A 17,784-nucleotide genomic window follows, 5' to 3' on the forward strand; every position below is an offset into this window, starting at 1 on the left:
TGATCCGTGCCAATAGCCGCTTAAGTTCCAAACAGAACGAAACACTACACTAGCGACCCGCGTAGACAGCCGCAGTGCGGCGTTCGGGCCGCCATTCGGGCTCAGGGGCCGTGACCCGCGTCCACGGGCGCGCGGGTGCGGCGCCCCGGTGCCGGCATGTGGCCGACGACGATGTCCATCAGTTCGTCGGTGATCTGGTCCTGGCGCACGCCCGAGATCTGGCGCCCCAGCAGCGCCAGGCGCTCGTCCAGCGCCTGCTCGGCCTGCTGCATGCGGGCCAGGCGGGCGGCGTTCTCGGTCACCATGGCCTCGGCCGAGGCGTGGAACACGCTGGCGAACAGGTGGGCGCGCACCAGCGCTGCCAGCACGGCCTGCGGCGGGCCGGCGAAGTCCGGCAGCGCCGGGCCGGGCCAGCGCCGCGGCCGCTGCAGCAGGGCCGGCGGCAGCGGCAGCAGGGTAGCCAGCACGGGCGCGCGGCTGCCGTGCGCGGCGCGGCGCATGAAGGCCAGCTTGACCGCGAGCCGCGCCAGCGGCCGGCCGCGGCTGTGCCGCTCCACCAGGGCCACGACCTCGCCGGCCACGCGCCCGATGCCGTCGGCCGAGGCCGGCGGCATCAGCAGCGCGGTGACGGCGATGCCGTGCTCCTGCAGCGCGGCCGCCATGCGCGCGCCCACGCAAAGCACCACGGGGGGCCGGGTACCGGCCATGGCGCGCGCGCGCTGCAGCATCTGCGCCACGGCGCTGTTGTGGTTGCCGCAGAAGCCGTGGTCGGAGCCGAACACGGCCACGATGTCGCAATGCGCCGGCGCCGGATCGGACGGCACCGGCTCGCCCATGCGCCAGGCATAGGCGGCAAAGCCGCGGCGCACGGTCTGGCGCCAGGCCTCGATCGCGCTGGCGGCGCGCTCGTAGGGTGCGGCGTTCACCGCTGCCAGCGACTTCATGGTGCGCACCACGCCGGCAATGCCGGCCAATGTCTGCTGCTGGCGCGCCAGCTGCTCCAGCGCCTGCGCCATCAGGACGCTCCGGGCAGGCCGGCGCCGTCGAACAGGCCGTACAGGCTGGCACGCGCCGCGGCGGCGATGGCCTGGCGGTCCTCGGCCGTGAGCGCCTGGTTGCCGGCGATGCGCTGCTCGACCTGCGCCAGCTGCCGCGGCGCTGCCGTGCGCAGGCGGTCCACGGCCTCGAACCACAGCGCCTCGGGGCAGGCATCGAGCAGGCCTTCCATCGCCGCCACCAGCACCGCCAGCTGCTCCAGCGTCGGCATGGGGTCGCGCTCGCGCTGGCGCAGCGCGGCACGCACGGCGCCGCCGCGTGCCAGGCGTGCGCGCGCGCCCTCGTCCAGCCGCGTGCCGAAGCGCGCGAACTCTTCCAGCTCCTCGAACTGCGACAGCGTCACGCGCAGGCTGCCCGCGACTTCGCGCAGCGCCTTGTTCTGCGCCTTGCCGCCGACGCGCGACACCGACAGGCCCAGGTCCACGGCTGGGAACTGGTTCTTGCGCACCTGGCGCGGCGACAGGTAGATCTGCCCGTCGGTGATGGAGATCAGGTTGGTCGGGATGTAGGCCGACAGGTTCTCGGCCTCGGTCTCGACCACCGGCAGCGCCGTGATCGAGCCGCCACCCAGCCGCTCGCCGCGCTGGCCGGCGCGCTCCAGCAGGCGCGCGTGCAGGTAGAAGATGTCGCCCGGGAAGGCCTCGCGCCCGGGCGGTCGGCGCAGCAGCAGCGACAGCTCGCGGTAGGCGCGTGCGTGGTGCGTCATGTCGTCCAGCACCAGCAGCACGTCGCGCCCCTGGGCGGCGAAATGCTCGGCCATGCTCATGGCGGCATAGGGCGCGAGGTAGGCCAGGCCCGGCGCTTCCTCGTCGCCGGCGTGCACGACGATGCTGCGCTCCTGCATGCCGCCCGTGCGCAGGGCGCCGATGACGCGCGCCACGGCGTCGCCGCGCTGGCCGATGGCGCAGTAGATGCACAGCACGTCCGTGCGCCGCTGGTTCAGCATGGCGTCCACGGCAAGCGAGGTCTTGCCGGTCTGGCGGTCGCCGATGATGAGCTGGCGCTGGCCCAGGCCGACCGGGATCGCCGCGTCCACCACCTTGATGCCGGTGGCCAGCGGACGCGACACCGGCGCGCGCTCCAGCAGCCGCGGCGCACTGCATTCCACCGGGCGCCGCGCCGCACTCGTCAGCGGCGCACCGCCATCGAGCGGGCGCCCGAGCGCATCCACCACGCGCCCGAGCAGCTGCGTGCCCACCGGCACGCTGGCCACCCGGCTCGTGCGGTGCACCGCCTCGCCCGACGCAACCGCCTGCGACGGCCCGAGCAGCACCACGCCCAGGCGCCCCGGTTCCAGATCCAGCACCAGGCCGTGCACGCCCCCGGCAAAGGCCACCAGCTCGTCGGCCAGCGCGCGCGCCAGGCCGCTGACGATGGCCACGCCGTTGCCGACCTCGGTGACGCGGCCGGCCTCGGTCAGCAGCGGGGCCGGCGTCGGCGTCTCCAGCAGCGCCCGGCGCCAGCGCTCGAAGGCCTGGTCGGCGTCCGGCGCGGCGGCCGGGTCGCGGCCCGGCGCGGGCTCAGGCGTCATGGCGCTGCAGCTGCGCCGCCAGGCTGGCGGCCTGGTCCTGCATCAGGGCGGCATCGAACTCGTCCATGTAGCTGTCCACCGTCCAGGCCACGCGCGCGCCGCCGGCCTGCAGCACCACGCCCGGCGCCTGCCCGGCATCGACGACGAAGTCCAGCGCCACCCCTGGCAGCAGCGGCGCCAGCGCGGCCTGCAGCGCCTGCTGCTGCGTCGCGGCCAGCGGCGCGTGCGTGCTCAGGCGCGCCTGCCGGCTGGCTCCGACGGCGGCGCGCAGCTCGGCGTCCATCGCCGCCAGGCGCCGGCCGAGCTGGCGTGCGATCGCGGCCTCCAGTTCCTCGTCGGCGAGATCGTGCAGCGCCTTGCGCGTGAGCTCCAGCAGGGTCAGCGCACCGGCGCCGCGCAGGCGCTGCATGAACTCGTCGCGCTCGTGCGCCAGGTGCGCCTGCCAGGCGCGGCGCTGGCGTTCGAGCTCGCTGCGCGCCTCGGCCATGAGCTGCGCGCGCTGCTGCTCGGTGGCCTGCAGCGCCTCGGCCACGACCTGGTCCTGTTCGGCGACGCTGTGCTCGACCTGGCGCCGAAAGCGCTGCTCGGCCGCCTGCGCGCGCTCGCGCGCCTCGTCGGCCGCGGCCATGCGGCGCGCGATCTCGGCCTCGCGCGCATCGATGCCGGCCAGGATCGGCCGGTACAGGAAGCGCCGCAGCAGCCACACCAGCAGCAGGAAGTTGGCCAGCTGCGCGACCACCGTGATCCAGTCCACCGACATGGCGCTCAGCCCCCGACGACCGGCTTGACGGCGTCCCAGAACGGATTGGCGAAGATCAGGATCAGCGCCACCACGAAGCAGTAGATGCCCGAGGATTCGACCATCGCCAGGCTGACGAACAGCGTGCGCGACAGCGCCGGCGCGGCGTCGGGCTGCTGCGCGATGGCGCTCATCGCTGCCGCCGCCGCGCGCCCCTCGCCCAGGGCGGCGCCAAAGGAGCCGATGGCCACCGTCAGGCCGGCGGTGATGATGGAAATCAGGGCCACGATGGTCAGTTCGTTCATGCAGGATCCTCCGGGTCGATGCGCGGCGGCTCGTCGGACAGGGCCGAGGAGATGTAGACCGCCGCCAGGATGGCGAAGATGTAGGCCTGGATCAGGCCCACGAGCAGGCCGAACAGGTTCATCACCACCGGGAAGAAGAACGGGGCGATGCCCAGCAGGATGGCGGCGATGACGGCGCCGCTCATGACGTTGCCGTAGAGGCGGATCGACAGCGACACGCCCTTGGATAGCTCGCCCAGGATGTTGAACGGCAGCAGCACCCAGGTCGGCTGCGCCAAGTGCCGCAGATAGCCGGTCCAGCCGCGCTCGGCCATGGCGAAGCCCGGCACCGCCAGCAGCACCGCCAGCGTCAGCGCCACCGTGGTCGAGAGCGAGCCGGTGGGCGCGGCAAAGCCCGGGATCACGCCCAGCAGGTTGGCGGTGGCGATGAACAGGAACAGCGTGCCGGCCAAGTACATCACGCGCCGCACCGCGCTGTGCGTGATGGCGCGGATCTGCCCCTCGATCAGCAGCACCAGCGTCTCCAGCGCGTTGCGCCAGCGCCCGGGCGGCGCGTCGGGCCGCAAGTTGCGCGTGACCAGCCAGGACACGCCCACCAGCAGCGCCATCACGATCCAGGTGTTGACGATGGTGGCGTTGAGCCGGAACGCGCCCAGCTCCAGCAGCACGGTGGCGTCGGGGGTCAGTTGCATGGCCGGCCTCGCGCTCCGTCCTCAGTCCGTTGCCACGGCGCGCGCGCGCCGCACCGCCACCTGCCGCACCAGCACGAAGGCCGCCAGGTAGCCCGCCAGCAGCCACAGCGGCGGCCCCAGCCGCAGGGCCCACAGCGCCAGCCCCAGCAGCAGGGCGGCACGCGCGAGGAAGCTCAGCAGCAGCAGCGTGCCGGGCGCGCGCGACTTCAGCGCGCGCCGCAGGCCCCAGGCCAGGCCGGCAAAGTAGAGCGCGCTGGCCGGCAGCCCCAGCGCCAGGCCGATCAGCAGGGCGTGCGCGTCGAATTCAATCATGCGGCACCTCCGGCCCGGCCGCGTCCTGCTGCTCGCGCTCGGTGCGGCGGTTTTCGCGCGCCACCCAGTCCCAGGCCACGATCACGCCGACCACCAGCCCGCCCAGGATCAGCGCCAGCGTCCACGAGAACTTCTGCGGCGCCACGCGGTCCAGCCAGGCCCCCAGCAGCGCGCCGCCCACGGTCGGGATCGCCACCGACCAGCCGATGACGCCGAACACGCCTAGCCCGGACAGCGGGCTGAACGGCGCGCGCCGGCGCGCGCGCGCCATGCGTTCGGCGTCGCGGCGAATGCGCTCCTGCGGGGATCCGTTGGCGGGCGTCATCCTAAATCCGGCAGTTGGATGCGCCCGCCAGCGCCGCCCGCGGCGTGCCAGGCAAGACGCGAGGAGGCCGCGCACTGGTGTGCGCCACGACGAGCAACGCCGCCTGGCGCGGCGCGGGTGGTGCTGGCGGGTGCATAGTGCACTCACCCAACCGGTGAGCGTGATCAAGACAGCCAAGCTCAATGTTCATGCGGCTTTCGACAAGTTCACAAACGGCCAACTGCCGGATTTAGGGTCATGGCACGGGCTTTCGCAGTTCGCCGAGCTGGCGCAGGATGCCGCTCTCCAGGCGCGACAGCGCGGTGCGCGCCACGCGCTCCTCGTCGGCCACCTGCTCGAAGGTCCGGGCCACGGTCTGCGACAGCGTCGCCAGGTCGTCGCCCGGCACCGCGCGCCGCACCGCGATGTCGACCTGGCGGCCATGCTTGACCAGCAGGCCGTGGTCGATGCCGAAGAAGCGCTCGACGCCGGCCCCGTCCGCCAGCACCAGCACCGAGGGCAGCAGCGACGCCACCCAGTCGGTGTGCCGCGGCAGCAGGCCGAACGCTCCCTCGGGGCCGACCGCCTGCAGCCGGCTGGCGGCGCCCTCGAACACCAGGCGCGTCGGCACGCGCAGGCTCACGTGCATCAGCGCGGCGCCGCTCACGCCGCGCGCCTCCGGGGTTCCAGCGCGCCAATCATGTAGTAGTCCGCCTCGTCGTCCTCGAACCGGCTGCCTTCGAGGATGATCTCACAGCCGCGCAGCGTGTCCTCGATGGGCACGTGCTGGCCGGCCATGCCGCTGAACATCTCGGCCACGTGGAAGGGCTGGGTCAGGAAGCGCTCGAGCCGGCGCGCCCGCGCCACCACCGCGCGGTCGGCGGTGGACAACTCGTCCAGACCCAGCATGGCGATGATGTCGCGCAGCTCCTCGTATTCGGCCAGGGTGCGCCGCACCGCGCGCGCCACGTCGTAGTGGCGCTGCCCGACCACCGCCGGCGTCAGCATGACCGAGCTGGAGGCGAGCGGGTCCACCGCGGGATACAGGCCCTCGCTGGCGCGCTTGCGCGACAGCACCACCGAGGCCGACAGGTGCGAGAAGATGTGCACCGCCGCCGGGTCGGTGAAGTCGTCGGCCGGCACGTAGACCGCCTGCACCGAGGTGATGGCGCCCGAGCGCGTCGAGGTGATGCGCTCCTGCAGCGCCGCCAGCTCGGTCGCCAGCGTCGGCTGGTAGCCCACGCGCGACGGCATGTTGCCCAGCAGGCCCGAGACCTCGGCGCCCGCCTGCACGAAGCGGAACACGTTGTCGATCAGCAGCAGCACGTCCTGGCGCAGCGCGTCGCGAAAGTGCTCGGCCATGGTCAGCGCCGTGTGCCCGACCAGGAAGCGCACGCCCGGCACCTCGTTCATCTGGCCCAGCACCATCACCGTCTTGTCGCGCACGCCGGCCTCGCCCATCTCGCGATACAGCTCCTCGGCCTCGCGCGAGCGCTCGCCGATGCCGCAGAACAGGCTCACGCCGCGGTAGTGCTGCACCGTGTTGTGGATCAGCTCGTTGATCAGCACCGTCTTGCCGACGCCGGCGCCGCCGAACAGCCCGGTCTTGCCGCCGCGCTCGATCGGCGCCAGCAGGTCGATCGCCTTGATGCCGGTCTCAAGCACCGCGCCGTGCACCACGCGCTCGGCCAGCGGCGGCGGCGCCTGGTGGATCGAGCGCGTCTGCGTGGCCGCCGGCGGCGGCTGCTCGTCCAGCGGTGCGCCGAACACGTCCAGCACCCGGCCCAGCACCGCCTCGCCCACCGGCACCTGGATCGGCCCGCCCGTGGCCACCACCGCCTCGCCCAGCGCCAGGCCGCGCACCGGCGCCAGTGCGATGCAGCGCACCGTGTCCTGGTCCAGCAGCAGCGCCACCTGCAGCGGCAGCTCGCCGGCGCGCAGCAGGTCCTGGATGCGCGGCGCGCCGGCGGCAAAGCGCACGTCGACGACGTCGCCGCGGATCCGCACCACGGTGCCGTGCAGGCTGGGTTCGGGCTGCTGGTCCATCTCCTTCACAGGCCGTCGGACGCGCGGCATCCGCCAGTACGTCCCGGCCCGCGAGCGTAGCATCGAACGCGCGGGATGCGCCGCCCCCGCCGATGCGCCTGCTCGAAATGGGCGCCCGCAGTGTCGCCGGCTGGTGCCAGCCGCTGACGCGGCTCGGCGCGGCCGTCCACTTCGGCGTCCTGTTCGGCCCCGACACCCTGGCCCTGCCCTGGGGCCGCCCCTGGCTGGTCGATGCCCAGGGCTGCAGCCCGGTGCCCGCGGCCACGCGGCCGAACCGGCTCACCGGCTCGGCCATGGCGAACGGCCGCCTGCGGTCAGGCGGCGGTCGTGTCCGCCGCGGTGCCGCCGGCGTTCAGCCGCGCCAGCCGCTCGGGCGTGCCGACGTCGGCCCAGGGCCCCTCATACAGCTCGGCGCTGACCAGGCCCACCGCTGCCGCCTTGCGCAGCAGCGGCGCCAGCCGCGCCGCCACGCCCAGCCGGTTGCCAGGCGGGATGTCGCACCACGGCAGCTCGAACAGGCTGCGGCGATAGAGCCCGATGGCGGCAAAGGTGTGGGCAGTCCCCGCCGGCGCGGCCACGGGATCAAGCTCCGGCAGGTTGGCCAGCAAGCCATCGGCGTCCAGCCCGAAGTCACCCTGCGGCTTGTGCGGCGGATTCGGCACCAGCCACAGGTGCGCGAGCTTGCCGCCAGCGGTGAAGCGTGCCACGGTGTCGGGGGCCAGCCGAAAGCCCGGCGCGAAGATGTCCCCCGCCACCACCATGAATGCGTCGCCGCCCTGCGGCGCCAGCCAGGGCAGTGCGCGCGCGATGCCGCCTGCCGTCTCCAGCGCATGGCCGAAGTCGCGTCCCTCGGGTGAAAAACGCAACCGCGGCGTTGCAGCGTGTCCCGCCTGCCAGCGCGTGGCCCAGTGCTCGACCTGTTCGCCCAGCCACGCGGTGTTGATCACCACTTCGCTGCAGCCGCTGTGCTGCAGCGCCTCCAGCCACCACTGCAGCAGCGGCTTGTCGCGCACCATCAGCAGCGGCTTTGGCGTGGCATCGGTGAGCGGCCGCATGCGCTCGCCGCGGCCGGCGGCCAGGATCAGGGCGCGCAGGGCCGTCACGTTGAATAACAGGCTGGACCCACCATCCCGCCACTGTAACGGCAGCGGCCGCGCGCCCTATCATCCGGGGCGATGGACACCCCCGCCGACCACCCGACCGCGCACAACGGCAGCACCCGCGCCGGCATGCAGGCCCTGTGCGCCAAGTTGCTGCGCGCCCGCATGGCTTGAGTGCCCGGCGACCGCGAGCATCCAGCCGCCCCGCGCATGACCGCCCCGCGACTGCTCGCCATCGACTGCGGCACGCAAAGCGTGCGTGCCCTGCTGTTCGACCTGCAGGGCCAGCTGCTGGCGCGGGGTCAGGTCCGCATCGACAGCTACCGCGCGCCCGAGCCGGGCTGGATGGAATGCGACCCCGATGCTTTCTGGCGGCATCTGTGCGCCGCCTGCCAGCAGCTCTGGGCAGGCGCCGACACTTCGCGGGACCGCATCGCCGGCGTGGTGCTGACGACTCAGCGCGCCGTGCCGGTGACGCTGGATGCAGCGCTGCAGGCGACGCGCCCGTCGATGATCTGGCTCGACCAGCGGCGCGCCGCTCACGCGCCACGCCTGCCGTGGCATTGGGAGGCCGCGCTGGCGGTGATCGGCATGCGCGGCGCGGTGCGCCACTTCCAGCACGAGGCCGAGGCCAACTGGATCGCCCAGCACCAGCCCGATACCTGGGCGCGCACCGCCCACTTCCTGCTGCTGTCAGGCTACCTGAACTGGCGCCTGACCGGGCGCCTGGCCGATTCGGTGGGCTCGCAGGTCGGCTACGTGCCGTTCGACTACCGGCGTGGGCGCTGGGCCGCGCCGTACGACTGGAAGTGGCACGCGCTACCGGTGCGCCGCGCCATGCTGCCCGAGCTGCTGCCGGCCGGCGCCGTGCTGGGCCGCGTCAGCGCCGAGGCGGCGCGGGCCACCGGCATCCCGGCCGGCCTGCCGGTGCTTGCCGGTGCCGCAGACAAGGCCTGCGAGGTGCTGGGCGCGGGGTGCCTCGCGCCGGAGCTGGCCTGCCTGTCCTACGGCACCGCCGCCACCGCCGCGATCACCACGGCGCGCTACCTGGAGGCAACGCGCTTCATCCCGCCCTATCCGGCGGCCGTGCCGGGGCACTACAACCCCGAGGTGCAGATCACGCGCGGCTTCTGGCTGGTGCGCTGGTTTCGCGAGCAGTTCGGCCAGCACGAGGAACTGCTGGCGCGCGCACGCGGCGTGGCGCCCGAGACGCTGTTCGACGAACTCGTCAGCGCCGTGCCGCCCGGCGCCCAGGGCCTGACGCTGCAGCCGTTCTGGAACCCCGGCATCAAGCGCCCCGGCCCCGAGGCCAAGGGCGCCATCATCGGCTTCGGCGACGTGCACACGCGCGCCCACCTGTACCGCGCCATCCTCGAGGGCCTGGCCTATGCGCTGCGCGAGGCGACCGAGCGCATCGAGCAGCGCAGCGGCACGCCGATCCAGCGCGTGCGCGTGGCCGGCGGCGGCGCGCAGAGCGACGCCGCGCTGCAGATCACCGCCAATGTGTTCAACCGGCCGGCCGAGCGCCCGCACCTGGTAGAGACCAGCGGCCTGGGCGCGGCCATCGTCGCCAGCGTCGGCCTGGGCCTGCACCCCGACTTCGCCCGTGCCGTGGCCGCCATGACGCGCGTGGGCCGGGTGTTCCAGCCCGAGCCCGAACACGCGCGCACCTACGAGCAGCTCTATCGCCGCGTCTATCGGCGCATGTACCGGCGCCTGCAGCCGCTGTACCGCGACATTCGCGCCATCACCGGTTACCCTTCACGCGATTGATGGGCCCTTTCCATGAAACACTTGCTGATCGCCGCTGCCCTGGCCCTGCTGGCCGCCAGCCCGGCCCGGGCCTGGAGCAATCACGCCCTGGCGACCTACCGCGCCTTCGAACAGATGCCCGAGGTGACGCAGGCGCCAGCGGTGACGGCCGAGCCGCTTGAGGACTTCCTGGCCGCCCAGGCCCAGCCGATCGCCGCCCTGCTGGACGCGCAGGACGCCTGGGCGCACGCCCACATCGAGCACTACCCGCCGCTGCCGGCCGCGCTGCGCTTCGACCCCGCCGTGGCGCAGCAGGGTCCGCAGGCGCTGCGTCGCGCCTTCCTGATGGCGCTGCGCGTCTCACCCGAAAGCCGGCTGGCGCTCTACCTGCAGCCGGATCCCTGGGGCCCGGACCCGAGCGCCGAACCGATGCCGCACGACGCCGTCAGTGCCCTGCCGCTGCGCGAGAAGGATGGCGAGCGGCACCGCTTCGTGCGCCTGCGCGCCGGCGCGAAGGTGGCGCCGCTGGCGGTGCTGGCCTCCGCCAGCGACGAGCCCGACTACGGCATGGACGTCAACCTGTGGGACGACAGCCCGTCCGGCTGGGGCCCGCGCTTCGCCTTCGGCAAGCTGCCGTTCGGCAATCCGGCGCTCGACTTCGCCACCCAGGCACCGTTCCACATGGGCTACTGGCACGAGTCGGCCATCATCTACGCGGCCGCCGGTTTTCTCAAGCGCACCTACCCGCGGCTGCGCCTGCACCAGTACCGCACGCTGTCGGCGCTGGCGTTTCGCACCGGCCACCCCTACTGGGGTTGGCGCTTCGCCGGGCTGGCGCTGCACTACGCACAGGACCTCACCCAGCCCTACCACGCCAGCCTGGCGCCGCGCTTTTCCGCGGCGCGGCTGATCGGCATCCAGTTGCTCGCCGCGCTCGGCATGCCCGGCCGCAAGGATGACATGGTGGTGCTGCTGTCGAACCGCCATTTCGTGCTGGAGCGCTACGAGAGCCAGATGATCCAGGCCAGCGCCCGCGCGCGCCAGCCCGGCCCGCTGGAGCAGGCGCTGCACGACACCCGCGGCGACGCCGGCTACGGCGCCTGGAGCGACACCACGCTGCGGGACACCATTGGCGGCGAAGCGCACGAAGCCGGCGAGGCGGTGACGGCGCAGCTGCTCGCCAGCGTGCCGTCCGGCTACGTGGACGACCCTGGCTTTGACTTCGGCGTGCACGCCGGCGGCATCGACCTGATGGCCGAGGTGGCGCAGCGCGGCCCGCAGGCGAAGCCGACGCTGGAAGCCAGCATCGCCACGCTGATGCGCCACTTCGGCGCGCACAGCCGCAACCTGTTGCGCCTCATCCTGTCGGAAGCCCAGGCCACCCCTCGATGACGCGCCCACAGCAGCACGGACGGGCGCATCCAACTGCCGCCTTGAGTTCAATCGAACTGCGCCTGCAGGCAGCGCGCCGGCCCCAGCCTGTCGAGCAGCCCCCCGTTCGGTGTCGAGCCAGTCCAGGTGGCGCCCCTCGTCGTCCAGCATCTCCACCGGCAGCGCGCGGCTGGCATGGTCGCCGCTGTGCTCGCACTGCGTGACGCCCCGGCGCAGCTCCTCGACCGCCTCGGTCACCAGGTCGCGGTCCAGCGCCAGCAGCGCCGCCACCGAAGTGCCGGCACAGCGCACCGTGCAGCAGGTACTGCCGGTGCCCGGCCAGCTCGAACGACCGGTATTCGTTCAGGTGCGCCAGCACCTTCGGGTCCGCTTTCATGGCGAGTTCCTGGCCTTGCGCGATGGCAGCGGCGCGCCGGGCGGCAGCGTCAGGGTTCGAGCCCGTCCGGAAACTCCGGTCCGATCTTGAACACCCCGCTGGCGCGCGCACACGGCACGCCGTCGGCCGTCACCAGGCCCTGGGCAAAGACCAGGGTTCGCGTCGCACGCAACAGCTCGGCCGTGCCCTCCAGCCAGCAGCCCAGCGGCGCCGGGGCCAGGTAGTCCACCTGCAGGCTGATCGTGGGCAGGAAGCGCCGCCCCAGCTCGGGGTGCTTGCGGTGCACCGACAGCGGGATCAGCATGTCGCAGAAGCTCGCCGTCATGCCGCCGTGCAGCACGCCCATGGGGTTGCAGTGGCGCGCCGCCACGCGCAGGCCGAAGCGCACGTCGGCGCCCTCGTGGCGCAGGTAGAGCGGGCCGTTGACACGGATGAACTCGCCCCCGGCAACCAGGGGGTGAAAGCCGGCAGGCGCCGCGTGTTCGATTTCGGATTCCATCCCGCGATCTTGCACCAGGACGACCCGTGCGGGGCGATCGCGACGCGCGACCCGGCGGGCCGCCGCAGTTCGCCAGGCTCCAGTCCGCGCGCCCCGGGGCTGCGAAGCAGGCACCCAGGCGCCCGCCGGCAGCCGCCACACGGTCAATCACCGACGGTCCGTGCGCCATGCGAGGCCCGGTAAAATCAGCCGTTTACCCATCCCAGCACTGCCCTCCCGGAGCCGCCCCATGGCAAACACCTCCCGCATGGCCAACGCGATCCGCGCGCTGGCCATGGATGCCGTCCAGCAAGCCAGGTCCGGCCACCCCGGCGCGCCGATGGGCATGGCCGAGATGGCGGTGGCGCTGTGGAGCCGCCACCTGCGACACAACCCGACCAACCCGCACTGGGCCAACCGGGACCGCTTCGTGCTCTCCAATGGCCACGGCTCGATGATGCTGTACGCCCTGCTGCACCTGACCGGCTATCCGCTGCCGCTGCAGGAGCTGAAGGACTTTCGCCAGTTGCACAGCAAGACCGCCGGCCACCCCGAGGTCGGCGTGACGCCCGGCGTCGAGACCACCACCGGTCCGCTCGGCCAGGGCCTGGCCAACGCGGTCGGCATGGCGCTGGCCGAGAAGCTGCTGGCGACCGAGTTCAACCGCCCCGGCCACGCCGTGGTCGACCACCGCACCTGGGTGTTCCTGGGCGACGGCTGCCTGATGGAGGGCATCAGCCACGAGGCCTGCGCGCTGGCCGGCGCCTGGAAGCTGAACAAGCTGGTGGCGCTGTACGACGACAACGGCATCAGCATCGACGGCCAGATCTCGCCCTGGTTCGTCGACGACGTGGCGCGCCGCTTTGCCGCCTACCAGTGGAACGTGATCGGCCCGGTCGACGGCCACGACGTGGATGCCGTCAGCCGCGCCATCGAGGACGCCGGTGAAAGCGCCACCCAGCCCACCCTGATCATCTGCAAGACCCACATCGGCAAGGGCAGCCCGAACCGCCAGGACACGGCCAAGGCGCACGGCGAGCCGCTCGGCGAGGGCGAGGTCGCGCTCACGCGCGCCGCGCTGGGCTGGGACCATCCGCCGTTCGAGATCCCGGCCGACGTCTACGCCGACTGGGACGCCAAGGCCGCCGGTACCCGCGCCGAGGCTGCCTGGAACCAGGTCTTTGCCGCCTACGCCCAGGCACATCCCGAGCTGGCCGCCGAGTTCACGCGCCGCATGGCCGGCGCGCTGCCAAGGGACTTCCACCAGGTCGCCGTCGATGCCGCTGTCGACGCCCACGCCAAGGCCGAGACCGTGGCCACGCGCAAGGCCAGCCAGCTTGCGCTCGAGCACTTCACGGCCCGGCTGCCCGAGTTGCTGGGCGGCAGCGCCGACCTGACGGGCTCCAACCTGACCCACACCAGCCACACGCCGGCGCTGCGCATCGACCTCGCGGGCGAGGTGGTGCGTGACGCCGGGGGCCGCGGCGGGCGCCACATCAACTACGGCGTGCGCGAATTCGGCATGGCCGCGATCATGAACGGCCTCGCCCTGCACGGCGGCTTCATCCCCTACGGCGGCACCTTCGCGACGTTTTCCGACTACAGCCGCAACGCCATCCGCATGGCGGCGCTGATGAAGCAGCGCGTGATCCACGTGCTCACGCACGACTCGGTCGCCCTGGGCGAGGACGGCCCCACGCACCAGCCGGTGGAGCAGGCCGCCAGCCTGCGCCTGATCCCTGGCCTGGAGGTCTGGCGCCCGGCCGACACGGCCGAGACCGCCGTGGCCTGGGCCTGCGCGCTGCAAAGCGCAGATCGACCCACTGCCCTGCTGCTGTCGCGCCAGAACCTGCCCTACGCGCCCAAGAGCGACCTGGGCGACATCGCGCGCGGTGCCTACGTGCTGGCCGAACCCAGCGAGGTCGGCCTGGACAGGAAGGCGCAGGCCGTGCTGATCGCCACCGGCTCCGAGGTGTCGCTCGCCCTCAAGGCGCAGGAGCTGCTGGCACGCGACCGGATCGCGGTGCGCGTGGTCTCCATGCCCAGCACCACCGTCTTCGACCGCCAGGACATGGATTACAAGTGGTCGGTGCTGCCCGACGGCGTGCCGCGCATCGCCGTCGAGATGGGCGTCACCGACGGCTGGTGGAAGTACGGCTGCGCGGCGGTGATCGGCATCGACCGCTTCGGCGAGTCGGCGCCCGCCGGCGCCCTGCTCGAGTACTTCGGCTTCACCCCCGAGAACGTCGCCGACACGGTGCGCACCGTGCTGGCGCGGAGCTGAGGCCCCGCATGAACTCCCATGCGCAAAGGATGCCAAGGACTCGCAGAGGACGCAGAAAAAACCTTTGAATTCTTCTTTTGCGTCCTCTGCGAAATCTCTGCGTCCTCTGCGCATGGATGTTCAGTTTTCGGCATCGAACAGAGGTGTGGCGCTTGGTGAACAAGCGCGGACAGCTATTGATTTTTTAGCAACGAGGAAATCCCCATGACCATCAAGATCGGCATCAACGGCTTCGGGCGCATCGGGCGCATGGTGTTTCGCGCTGCGGTGGCCCATCACCAGGACATCGAGGTCGTCGCCATCAACGACCTGCTCGAGCCCGACTACCTGGCCTACATGCTCAAGTACGACAGCGTGCACGGCGTGTTCCAGGGCGACATCGCGGTCGACGGCCACACCCTGATCGTGAACGGCAAGCGCATCCGCCTGACGGCCGAGAAGGACCCGGCTAACCTGAAGTGGGGCGAGGTCGGCGCCGAGGTGGTGATCGAGGCGACCGGCCTGTTCCTGACCAAGGAGGCAGCGCAGAAGCACCTCGACGCCGGCGCCAGGAAGGTGATGATGAGCGCGCCCAGCAAGGACGACACCCCCATGTTCGTGGTCGGCGTCAACGACGACCAGTACGCCGGCGAGGCCATCGTCAGCAATGCCAGCTGCACCACCAACTGCCTGGCCCCGGTGGCCAAGGTGCTGCACGACAAGTGGGGCATCAAGCGCGGCCTGATGACCACCGTGCACGCCGCCACCGCCACGCAGAAGACCGTGGACGGCCCTTCGAACAAGGACTGGCGCGGCGGCCGCGGCATCCTGGAAAACATCATCCCCAGCAGCACCGGTGCCGCCAAGGCCGTGGGGCGCGTGATCCCGTCGCTCAACAAGAAGCTCACCGGCATGAGCTTCCGCGTGCCGACATCGGACGTCTCGGTCGTCGACCTGACGGTCGAGCTGGAGAAGCCCGCCACCTACGACGAGATCAAGGCCGAGATGAAGGCGCAGAGCGAAGGCAAGCTCAAGGGGATCCTGGGCTACACCGAGGACAAGGTCGTGGCCACCGACTTCCGCCACGACGCGCGCTCCTCCATCTTCGACGCCGAAGCCGGCATCGCGCTGGACGATACCTTCGTCAAGCTGGTGAGCTGGTACGACAACGAGTGGGGCTACTCCAACCGCTGCCTGGACCTGGTGCGGGTGATGGTCAAGAAGTAAGCCGACGCCACCCGGCACGAGGCGCGCCCAAGGGCGCGCCTTTTTCGTTCAGCTGCCCGCTTATGCGGGCTCGAGCACGTGGATCACGCGGCTCGCCAGCCAGTCGCGCGTCTGCGCGCCGTAGGCCTGCATGTGGGGCGAGGCAGCATGGGCCTGCAGGTCGGCCAGCGTGGCCCACTCTGGTGCAGTTTTTCGCCTTGCCAGGCACTTATGGAAGCCGGAAAAAGGCTTGTGGCAAGGCGCAGTTCGCAGGCAATGCTGGTGGTGGGCCTTGGCAAGAACTGCAACGCCGCCGCAGGCCTTTTTCTGGCTTCCCGCAGGGCGAGTCGCCATAAGCACCTGGCAGGGCGAAACACTGCACTGGATCATGGCGAAGCAGTCCTCGCCGAGGCTGCCCTTCGACGGCGGCAGGCCGGCGGCGTCGACGGTGGCCTGGTATTCGAGGCACCCCAACTCGGCCAGCACGGCCGGACGATTTGCGGCGAAGGCCTCCAGCACCTGGGCGCGCAGGCCGGGCTTGGCGGTGATGAGGGCGACGACGCGGATCGTGGGAACGCTCCGGAGCCGGGTTGCCGGATTGTGCTGGATGGCGCAAACCGGTGCTCGATGGTTGCCCGGCGCGGCTGCGTGTGTTCTAATCGAAGGCTGTTTGAAGGGGAGTAGCTCCCTCGCCGCGCGGCAGGTGTTCGCACCCGCCACCCAGCGCGGCATCGCCGTCTCGTCAGTACGAAGCGCGGGTGCCCATCATCCGAGAGCTTCCGGGGCGGCGGGCCATGGACCAGCGCAGGCTGGCTGCCGTGGCCGAGCAAGACCTTCGATCAAGCCCCCGCCGGGGGCGTGTTTGATCGAAGTCACGCGGTCTTGCTGCAAGTCCATCGCCTGCCGGATGCAGGCGGGCAGCCCAGGGTTCGATCCGGCACGCACCGGGCCGGATTGCCGTTCGAACCCGTGAAGCTGGAGCTGCTCCCATGGAATTCATGTCCGCCCCCTGGTGGTCCGCCCTCGCGGCCATCATCCTGATCGACCTCGTGCTGGCCGGCGACAACGCCATCGTCATTGCCCTGGCGGCGCGCGGCCTGCCGGTGCACCTGCAGAAAAGGGCCATCATCTGGGGCACGGTGGGCGCGATCGGCGTGCGCACGCTGATGACCCTGGTCGTGGTCTGGCTGCTGAAGATCCCCGGCCTGATGGCGCTCGGGGGCCTGGGCCTGCTGTGGATCGCGTACCAGTTGCTGGCCGATACCGGCTCGGACGAGGACGGGCACGGCCCGGCCGCCAGCACCTTCTGGGGTGCCATGCGCACCATCGTCGTGGCCGACGCGCTGATGGGCATCGACAACGTGCTGGGCGTGGCCGGCGCGGCACATGGCGCGATGGACCTGGTCATCATCGGCCTGCTGGTCAGCGTGCCGATCGTGGTGTTCGGCTCGACCCTGGTACTCAGGCTGGTCGAGCGCTTCCCGGCCATCATCCAGCTCGGCGCGGCGGTGCTGGCGTGGACGGCGGCGTCGATGATCAGCGGCGAGCCGCTGCTGGCCCACTGGTTCGGCCCGCGCGAGGCGCCGGCCACGGCGCTGCGCTGGACGCTGGCGGTGCTGTGCATCGCCGGCGTGCTGGGCCTGGCCCGGTGGCTGGCGCGCCGGCGCCGGGCCGGCGACCCGCCGGCGCAAGCCGCGCAGGAAACGGTGCAGTCTCACGAACTCCCGTCCGAGGCAACCGGGAAAGAATGACGGCGCGGCGCCGCCGCCAGCGGCTGGCGCGCCCGTCGATCGCCCAGGCCCTGGCGCACCGGCAGTTTTCGGCTAAGCTGACGCCATGATCTTGATCGTCAAATGGTTGCTCTCGGCCTGTGCCCTGCTGCTGATCGCCTACCTCTACAGCGGCGTGCAGGTGGCGAGCTTCGGCTCGGCGCTGGTCGCGGCGCTGGTGATCGGCCTGCTCAACATGCTGCTGCGGCCGGTGCTGGTGGTGCTGACCATCCCGATCACGCTGATCACGCTCGGCCTGTTCCTGTTCGTCATCAATGCCCTCATGTTCTGGGCCGCCTCGGGCCTGCTGGCGGGCTTCCACGTGCGCGGCTTCGGCGCGGCGCTGCTGGGATCGCTGATGTATTCCGCGCTGGGCCTGCTGATCGACAGGGCGATCGACTGATCCCCTGGGCCGCGGCGCGGGCTCCCCCGGAAAGGGGGACAACGCCGACGTCCACTACGA

At 71.8% G+C, this 17,784-nt stretch carries 18 protein-coding genes; 6 read left to right on the plus strand and 12 right to left on the minus strand.

Annotated features, from left to right (window positions below; genetic code table 11):
* Positions 1-101: 101 nt before the first annotated feature.
* The 10 genes from PKA16_RS12765 to PKA16_RS12810 form a co-directional block, all read right to left on the minus strand.
* Positions 102-1,016: a F0F1 ATP synthase subunit gamma gene (locus PKA16_RS12765; protein ID WP_324403644.1), complete on the minus strand. Its 915-nt coding sequence runs from the start codon at positions 1,014-1,016 to the stop codon at positions 102-104.
* On the minus strand, positions 1,016-2,587 hold the full coding sequence (locus PKA16_RS12770) for a F0F1 ATP synthase subunit alpha (protein ID WP_324403646.1): 1,572 nt from the start codon (positions 2,585-2,587) through the stop codon (positions 1,016-1,018). The genes PKA16_RS12765 and PKA16_RS12770 overlap by 1 nt, the downstream gene beginning before the upstream one ends.
* Positions 2,577-3,347 (minus strand): hypothetical protein, encoded by a 771-nt coding sequence (locus PKA16_RS12775; protein WP_324403648.1) that lies wholly within the window; start codon positions 3,345-3,347, stop codon positions 2,577-2,579. The genes PKA16_RS12770 and PKA16_RS12775 overlap by 11 nt, the downstream gene beginning before the upstream one ends.
* Before the next feature lie 5 nt (positions 3,348-3,352).
* Positions 3,353-3,631 (minus strand): F0F1 ATP synthase subunit C, encoded by a 279-nt coding sequence (locus PKA16_RS12780; RefSeq protein WP_324403650.1) that lies wholly within the window; start codon positions 3,629-3,631, stop codon positions 3,353-3,355.
* The gene (locus PKA16_RS12785; RefSeq protein WP_324403652.1) at positions 3,628-4,323 is read right to left on the minus strand and encodes a F0F1 ATP synthase subunit A; all 696 of its coding nucleotides are present in this window, start codon (positions 4,321-4,323) and stop codon (positions 3,628-3,630) included. The genes PKA16_RS12780 and PKA16_RS12785 overlap by 4 nt, the downstream gene beginning before the upstream one ends.
* Before the next feature lie 21 nt (positions 4,324-4,344).
* Complete coding sequence (locus tag PKA16_RS12790) at positions 4,345-4,635, minus strand: ATP synthase subunit I (protein ID WP_324403654.1); 291 nt, start codon at positions 4,633-4,635, stop codon at positions 4,345-4,347.
* On the minus strand, positions 4,628-4,960 hold the full coding sequence (locus PKA16_RS12795) for an AtpZ/AtpI family protein (RefSeq protein WP_324403656.1): 333 nt from the start codon (positions 4,958-4,960) through the stop codon (positions 4,628-4,630). Before PKA16_RS12795 ends, PKA16_RS12790 begins: the two co-directional genes overlap by 8 nt.
* A gap of 235 nt (positions 4,961-5,195) precedes the next feature.
* Positions 5,196-5,606, minus strand: coding sequence for a hypothetical protein (locus PKA16_RS12800; RefSeq protein WP_324403658.1), 411 nt, complete (start codon positions 5,604-5,606; stop codon positions 5,196-5,198).
* On the minus strand, positions 5,603-6,985 hold the full coding sequence (atpD, locus tag PKA16_RS12805) for a F0F1 ATP synthase subunit beta (RefSeq protein ID WP_324403661.1): 1,383 nt from the start codon (positions 6,983-6,985) through the stop codon (positions 5,603-5,605). The genes PKA16_RS12800 and atpD overlap by 4 nt, the downstream gene beginning before the upstream one ends.
* Before the next feature lie 314 nt (positions 6,986-7,299).
* A complete protein-coding gene (locus PKA16_RS12810; RefSeq protein ID WP_324403663.1) occupies positions 7,300-8,088 on the minus strand; it encodes a nucleotidyltransferase family protein in 789 nt (262 codons plus the stop codon).
* 207 nt (positions 8,089-8,295) lie between these two features.
* Between PKA16_RS12810 and PKA16_RS12815 the strand changes: the two genes are divergently transcribed.
* Together PKA16_RS12815 and PKA16_RS12820 are read left to right on the plus strand one after the other, a co-directional pair.
* On the plus strand, positions 8,296-9,858 hold the full coding sequence (locus PKA16_RS12815; RefSeq protein ID WP_324403665.1) for an FGGY-family carbohydrate kinase: 1,563 nt from the start codon (positions 8,296-8,298) through the stop codon (positions 9,856-9,858).
* Between the two features lie 12 nt (positions 9,859-9,870).
* Positions 9,871-11,229 (plus strand): hypothetical protein, encoded by a 1,359-nt coding sequence (locus tag PKA16_RS12820; protein ID WP_324403667.1) that lies wholly within the window; start codon positions 9,871-9,873, stop codon positions 11,227-11,229.
* Between the two features lie 425 nt (positions 11,230-11,654).
* On the opposite strand, the gene PKA16_RS12825 is transcribed toward PKA16_RS12820, so the two are convergent.
* Complete coding sequence (locus PKA16_RS12825; RefSeq protein ID WP_324403669.1) at positions 11,655-12,104, minus strand: PaaI family thioesterase; 450 nt, start codon at positions 12,102-12,104, stop codon at positions 11,655-11,657.
* Between the two features lie 229 nt (positions 12,105-12,333).
* On the opposite strand from PKA16_RS12825, the gene tkt reads away from it, so the two are divergent.
* Together tkt and gap are read left to right on the plus strand one after the other, a co-directional pair.
* Positions 12,334-14,367 (plus strand): transketolase, encoded by a 2,034-nt coding sequence (gene tkt, locus PKA16_RS12830; protein ID WP_324403671.1) that lies wholly within the window; start codon positions 12,334-12,336, stop codon positions 14,365-14,367.
* A 204-nt stretch (positions 14,368-14,571) separates the two neighbouring features.
* Entirely contained in the window at positions 14,572-15,573 is a 1,002-nt protein-coding gene (gene gap, locus PKA16_RS12835; protein WP_324403673.1) for a type I glyceraldehyde-3-phosphate dehydrogenase, read from the plus strand.
* A gap of 60 nt (positions 15,574-15,633) precedes the next feature.
* Here gap and PKA16_RS12840 read toward each other — a convergent pair whose 3' ends face one another.
* Positions 15,634-16,284 carry an antibiotic biosynthesis monooxygenase gene (locus PKA16_RS12840; RefSeq protein ID WP_324403675.1) on the minus strand — a complete coding sequence of 217 codons (651 nt, stop codon included), beginning with the start codon at positions 16,282-16,284 and terminating at the stop codon, positions 15,634-15,636.
* A gap of 257 nt (positions 16,285-16,541) precedes the next feature.
* On the opposite strand from PKA16_RS12840, the gene PKA16_RS12845 reads away from it, so the two are divergent.
* Together PKA16_RS12845 and PKA16_RS12850 are read left to right on the plus strand one after the other, a co-directional pair.
* Complete coding sequence (locus tag PKA16_RS12845; protein ID WP_324403677.1) at positions 16,542-17,303, plus strand: TerC family protein; 762 nt, start codon at positions 16,542-16,544, stop codon at positions 17,301-17,303.
* Between the two features lie 85 nt (positions 17,304-17,388).
* Positions 17,389-17,724 carry a phage holin family protein gene (locus PKA16_RS12850; protein WP_324403679.1) on the plus strand — a complete coding sequence of 112 codons (336 nt, stop codon included), beginning with the start codon at positions 17,389-17,391 and terminating at the stop codon, positions 17,722-17,724.
* Positions 17,725-17,784: the final 60 nt, after the last annotated feature.

Source organism: Ottowia sp., assembly GCF_035325765.1.
Lineage (GTDB): Bacteria > Pseudomonadota > Gammaproteobacteria > Burkholderiales > Burkholderiaceae_C > Ottowia.

Excerpts from the sequence above, each read along its gene's own strand:
- PKA16_RS12765 (WP_324403644.1), bottom strand. The coding sequence starts at position 1,016 with ATGGCGCAGGCGCTGGAGCAGCTGGCGCGCCAGCAGCAGACATTGGCC.
- PKA16_RS12770 (WP_324403646.1), bottom strand. The coding sequence starts at position 2,587 with ATGACGCCTGAGCCCGCGCCGGGCCGCGACCCGGCCGCCGCGCCGGAC.
- PKA16_RS12775 (WP_324403648.1), bottom strand. The coding sequence starts at position 3,347 with ATGTCGGTGGACTGGATCACGGTGGTCGCGCAGCTGGCCAACTTCCTG.
- PKA16_RS12780 (WP_324403650.1), bottom strand. The coding sequence starts at position 3,631 with ATGAACGAACTGACCATCGTGGCCCTGATTTCCATCATCACCGCCGGC.
- PKA16_RS12785 (WP_324403652.1), bottom strand. The coding sequence starts at position 4,323 with ATGCAACTGACCCCCGACGCCACCGTGCTGCTGGAGCTGGGCGCGTTC.
- PKA16_RS12790 (WP_324403654.1), bottom strand. The coding sequence starts at position 4,635 with ATGATTGAATTCGACGCGCACGCCCTGCTGATCGGCCTGGCGCTGGGG.
- PKA16_RS12795 (WP_324403656.1), bottom strand. The coding sequence starts at position 4,960 with ATGACGCCCGCCAACGGATCCCCGCAGGAGCGCATTCGCCGCGACGCC.
- atpD (WP_324403661.1), bottom strand. The coding sequence starts at position 6,985 with ATGGACCAGCAGCCCGAACCCAGCCTGCACGGCACCGTGGTGCGGATC.
- PKA16_RS12815 (WP_324403665.1), top strand. The coding sequence starts at position 8,296 with ATGACCGCCCCGCGACTGCTCGCCATCGACTGCGGCACGCAAAGCGTG.
- PKA16_RS12820 (WP_324403667.1), top strand. The coding sequence starts at position 9,871 with ATGAAACACTTGCTGATCGCCGCTGCCCTGGCCCTGCTGGCCGCCAGC.
- PKA16_RS12825 (WP_324403669.1), bottom strand. The coding sequence starts at position 12,104 with ATGGAATCCGAAATCGAACACGCGGCGCCTGCCGGCTTTCACCCCCTG.
- tkt (WP_324403671.1), top strand. The coding sequence starts at position 12,334 with ATGGCAAACACCTCCCGCATGGCCAACGCGATCCGCGCGCTGGCCATG.
- gap (WP_324403673.1), top strand. The coding sequence starts at position 14,572 with ATGACCATCAAGATCGGCATCAACGGCTTCGGGCGCATCGGGCGCATG.
- PKA16_RS12840 (WP_324403675.1), bottom strand. The coding sequence starts at position 16,284 with ATGCCGCGCTGGGTGGCGGGTGCGAACACCTGCCGCGCGGCGAGGGAG.
- PKA16_RS12845 (WP_324403677.1), top strand. The coding sequence starts at position 16,542 with ATGGAATTCATGTCCGCCCCCTGGTGGTCCGCCCTCGCGGCCATCATC.
- PKA16_RS12850 (WP_324403679.1), top strand. The coding sequence starts at position 17,389 with ATGATCTTGATCGTCAAATGGTTGCTCTCGGCCTGTGCCCTGCTGCTG.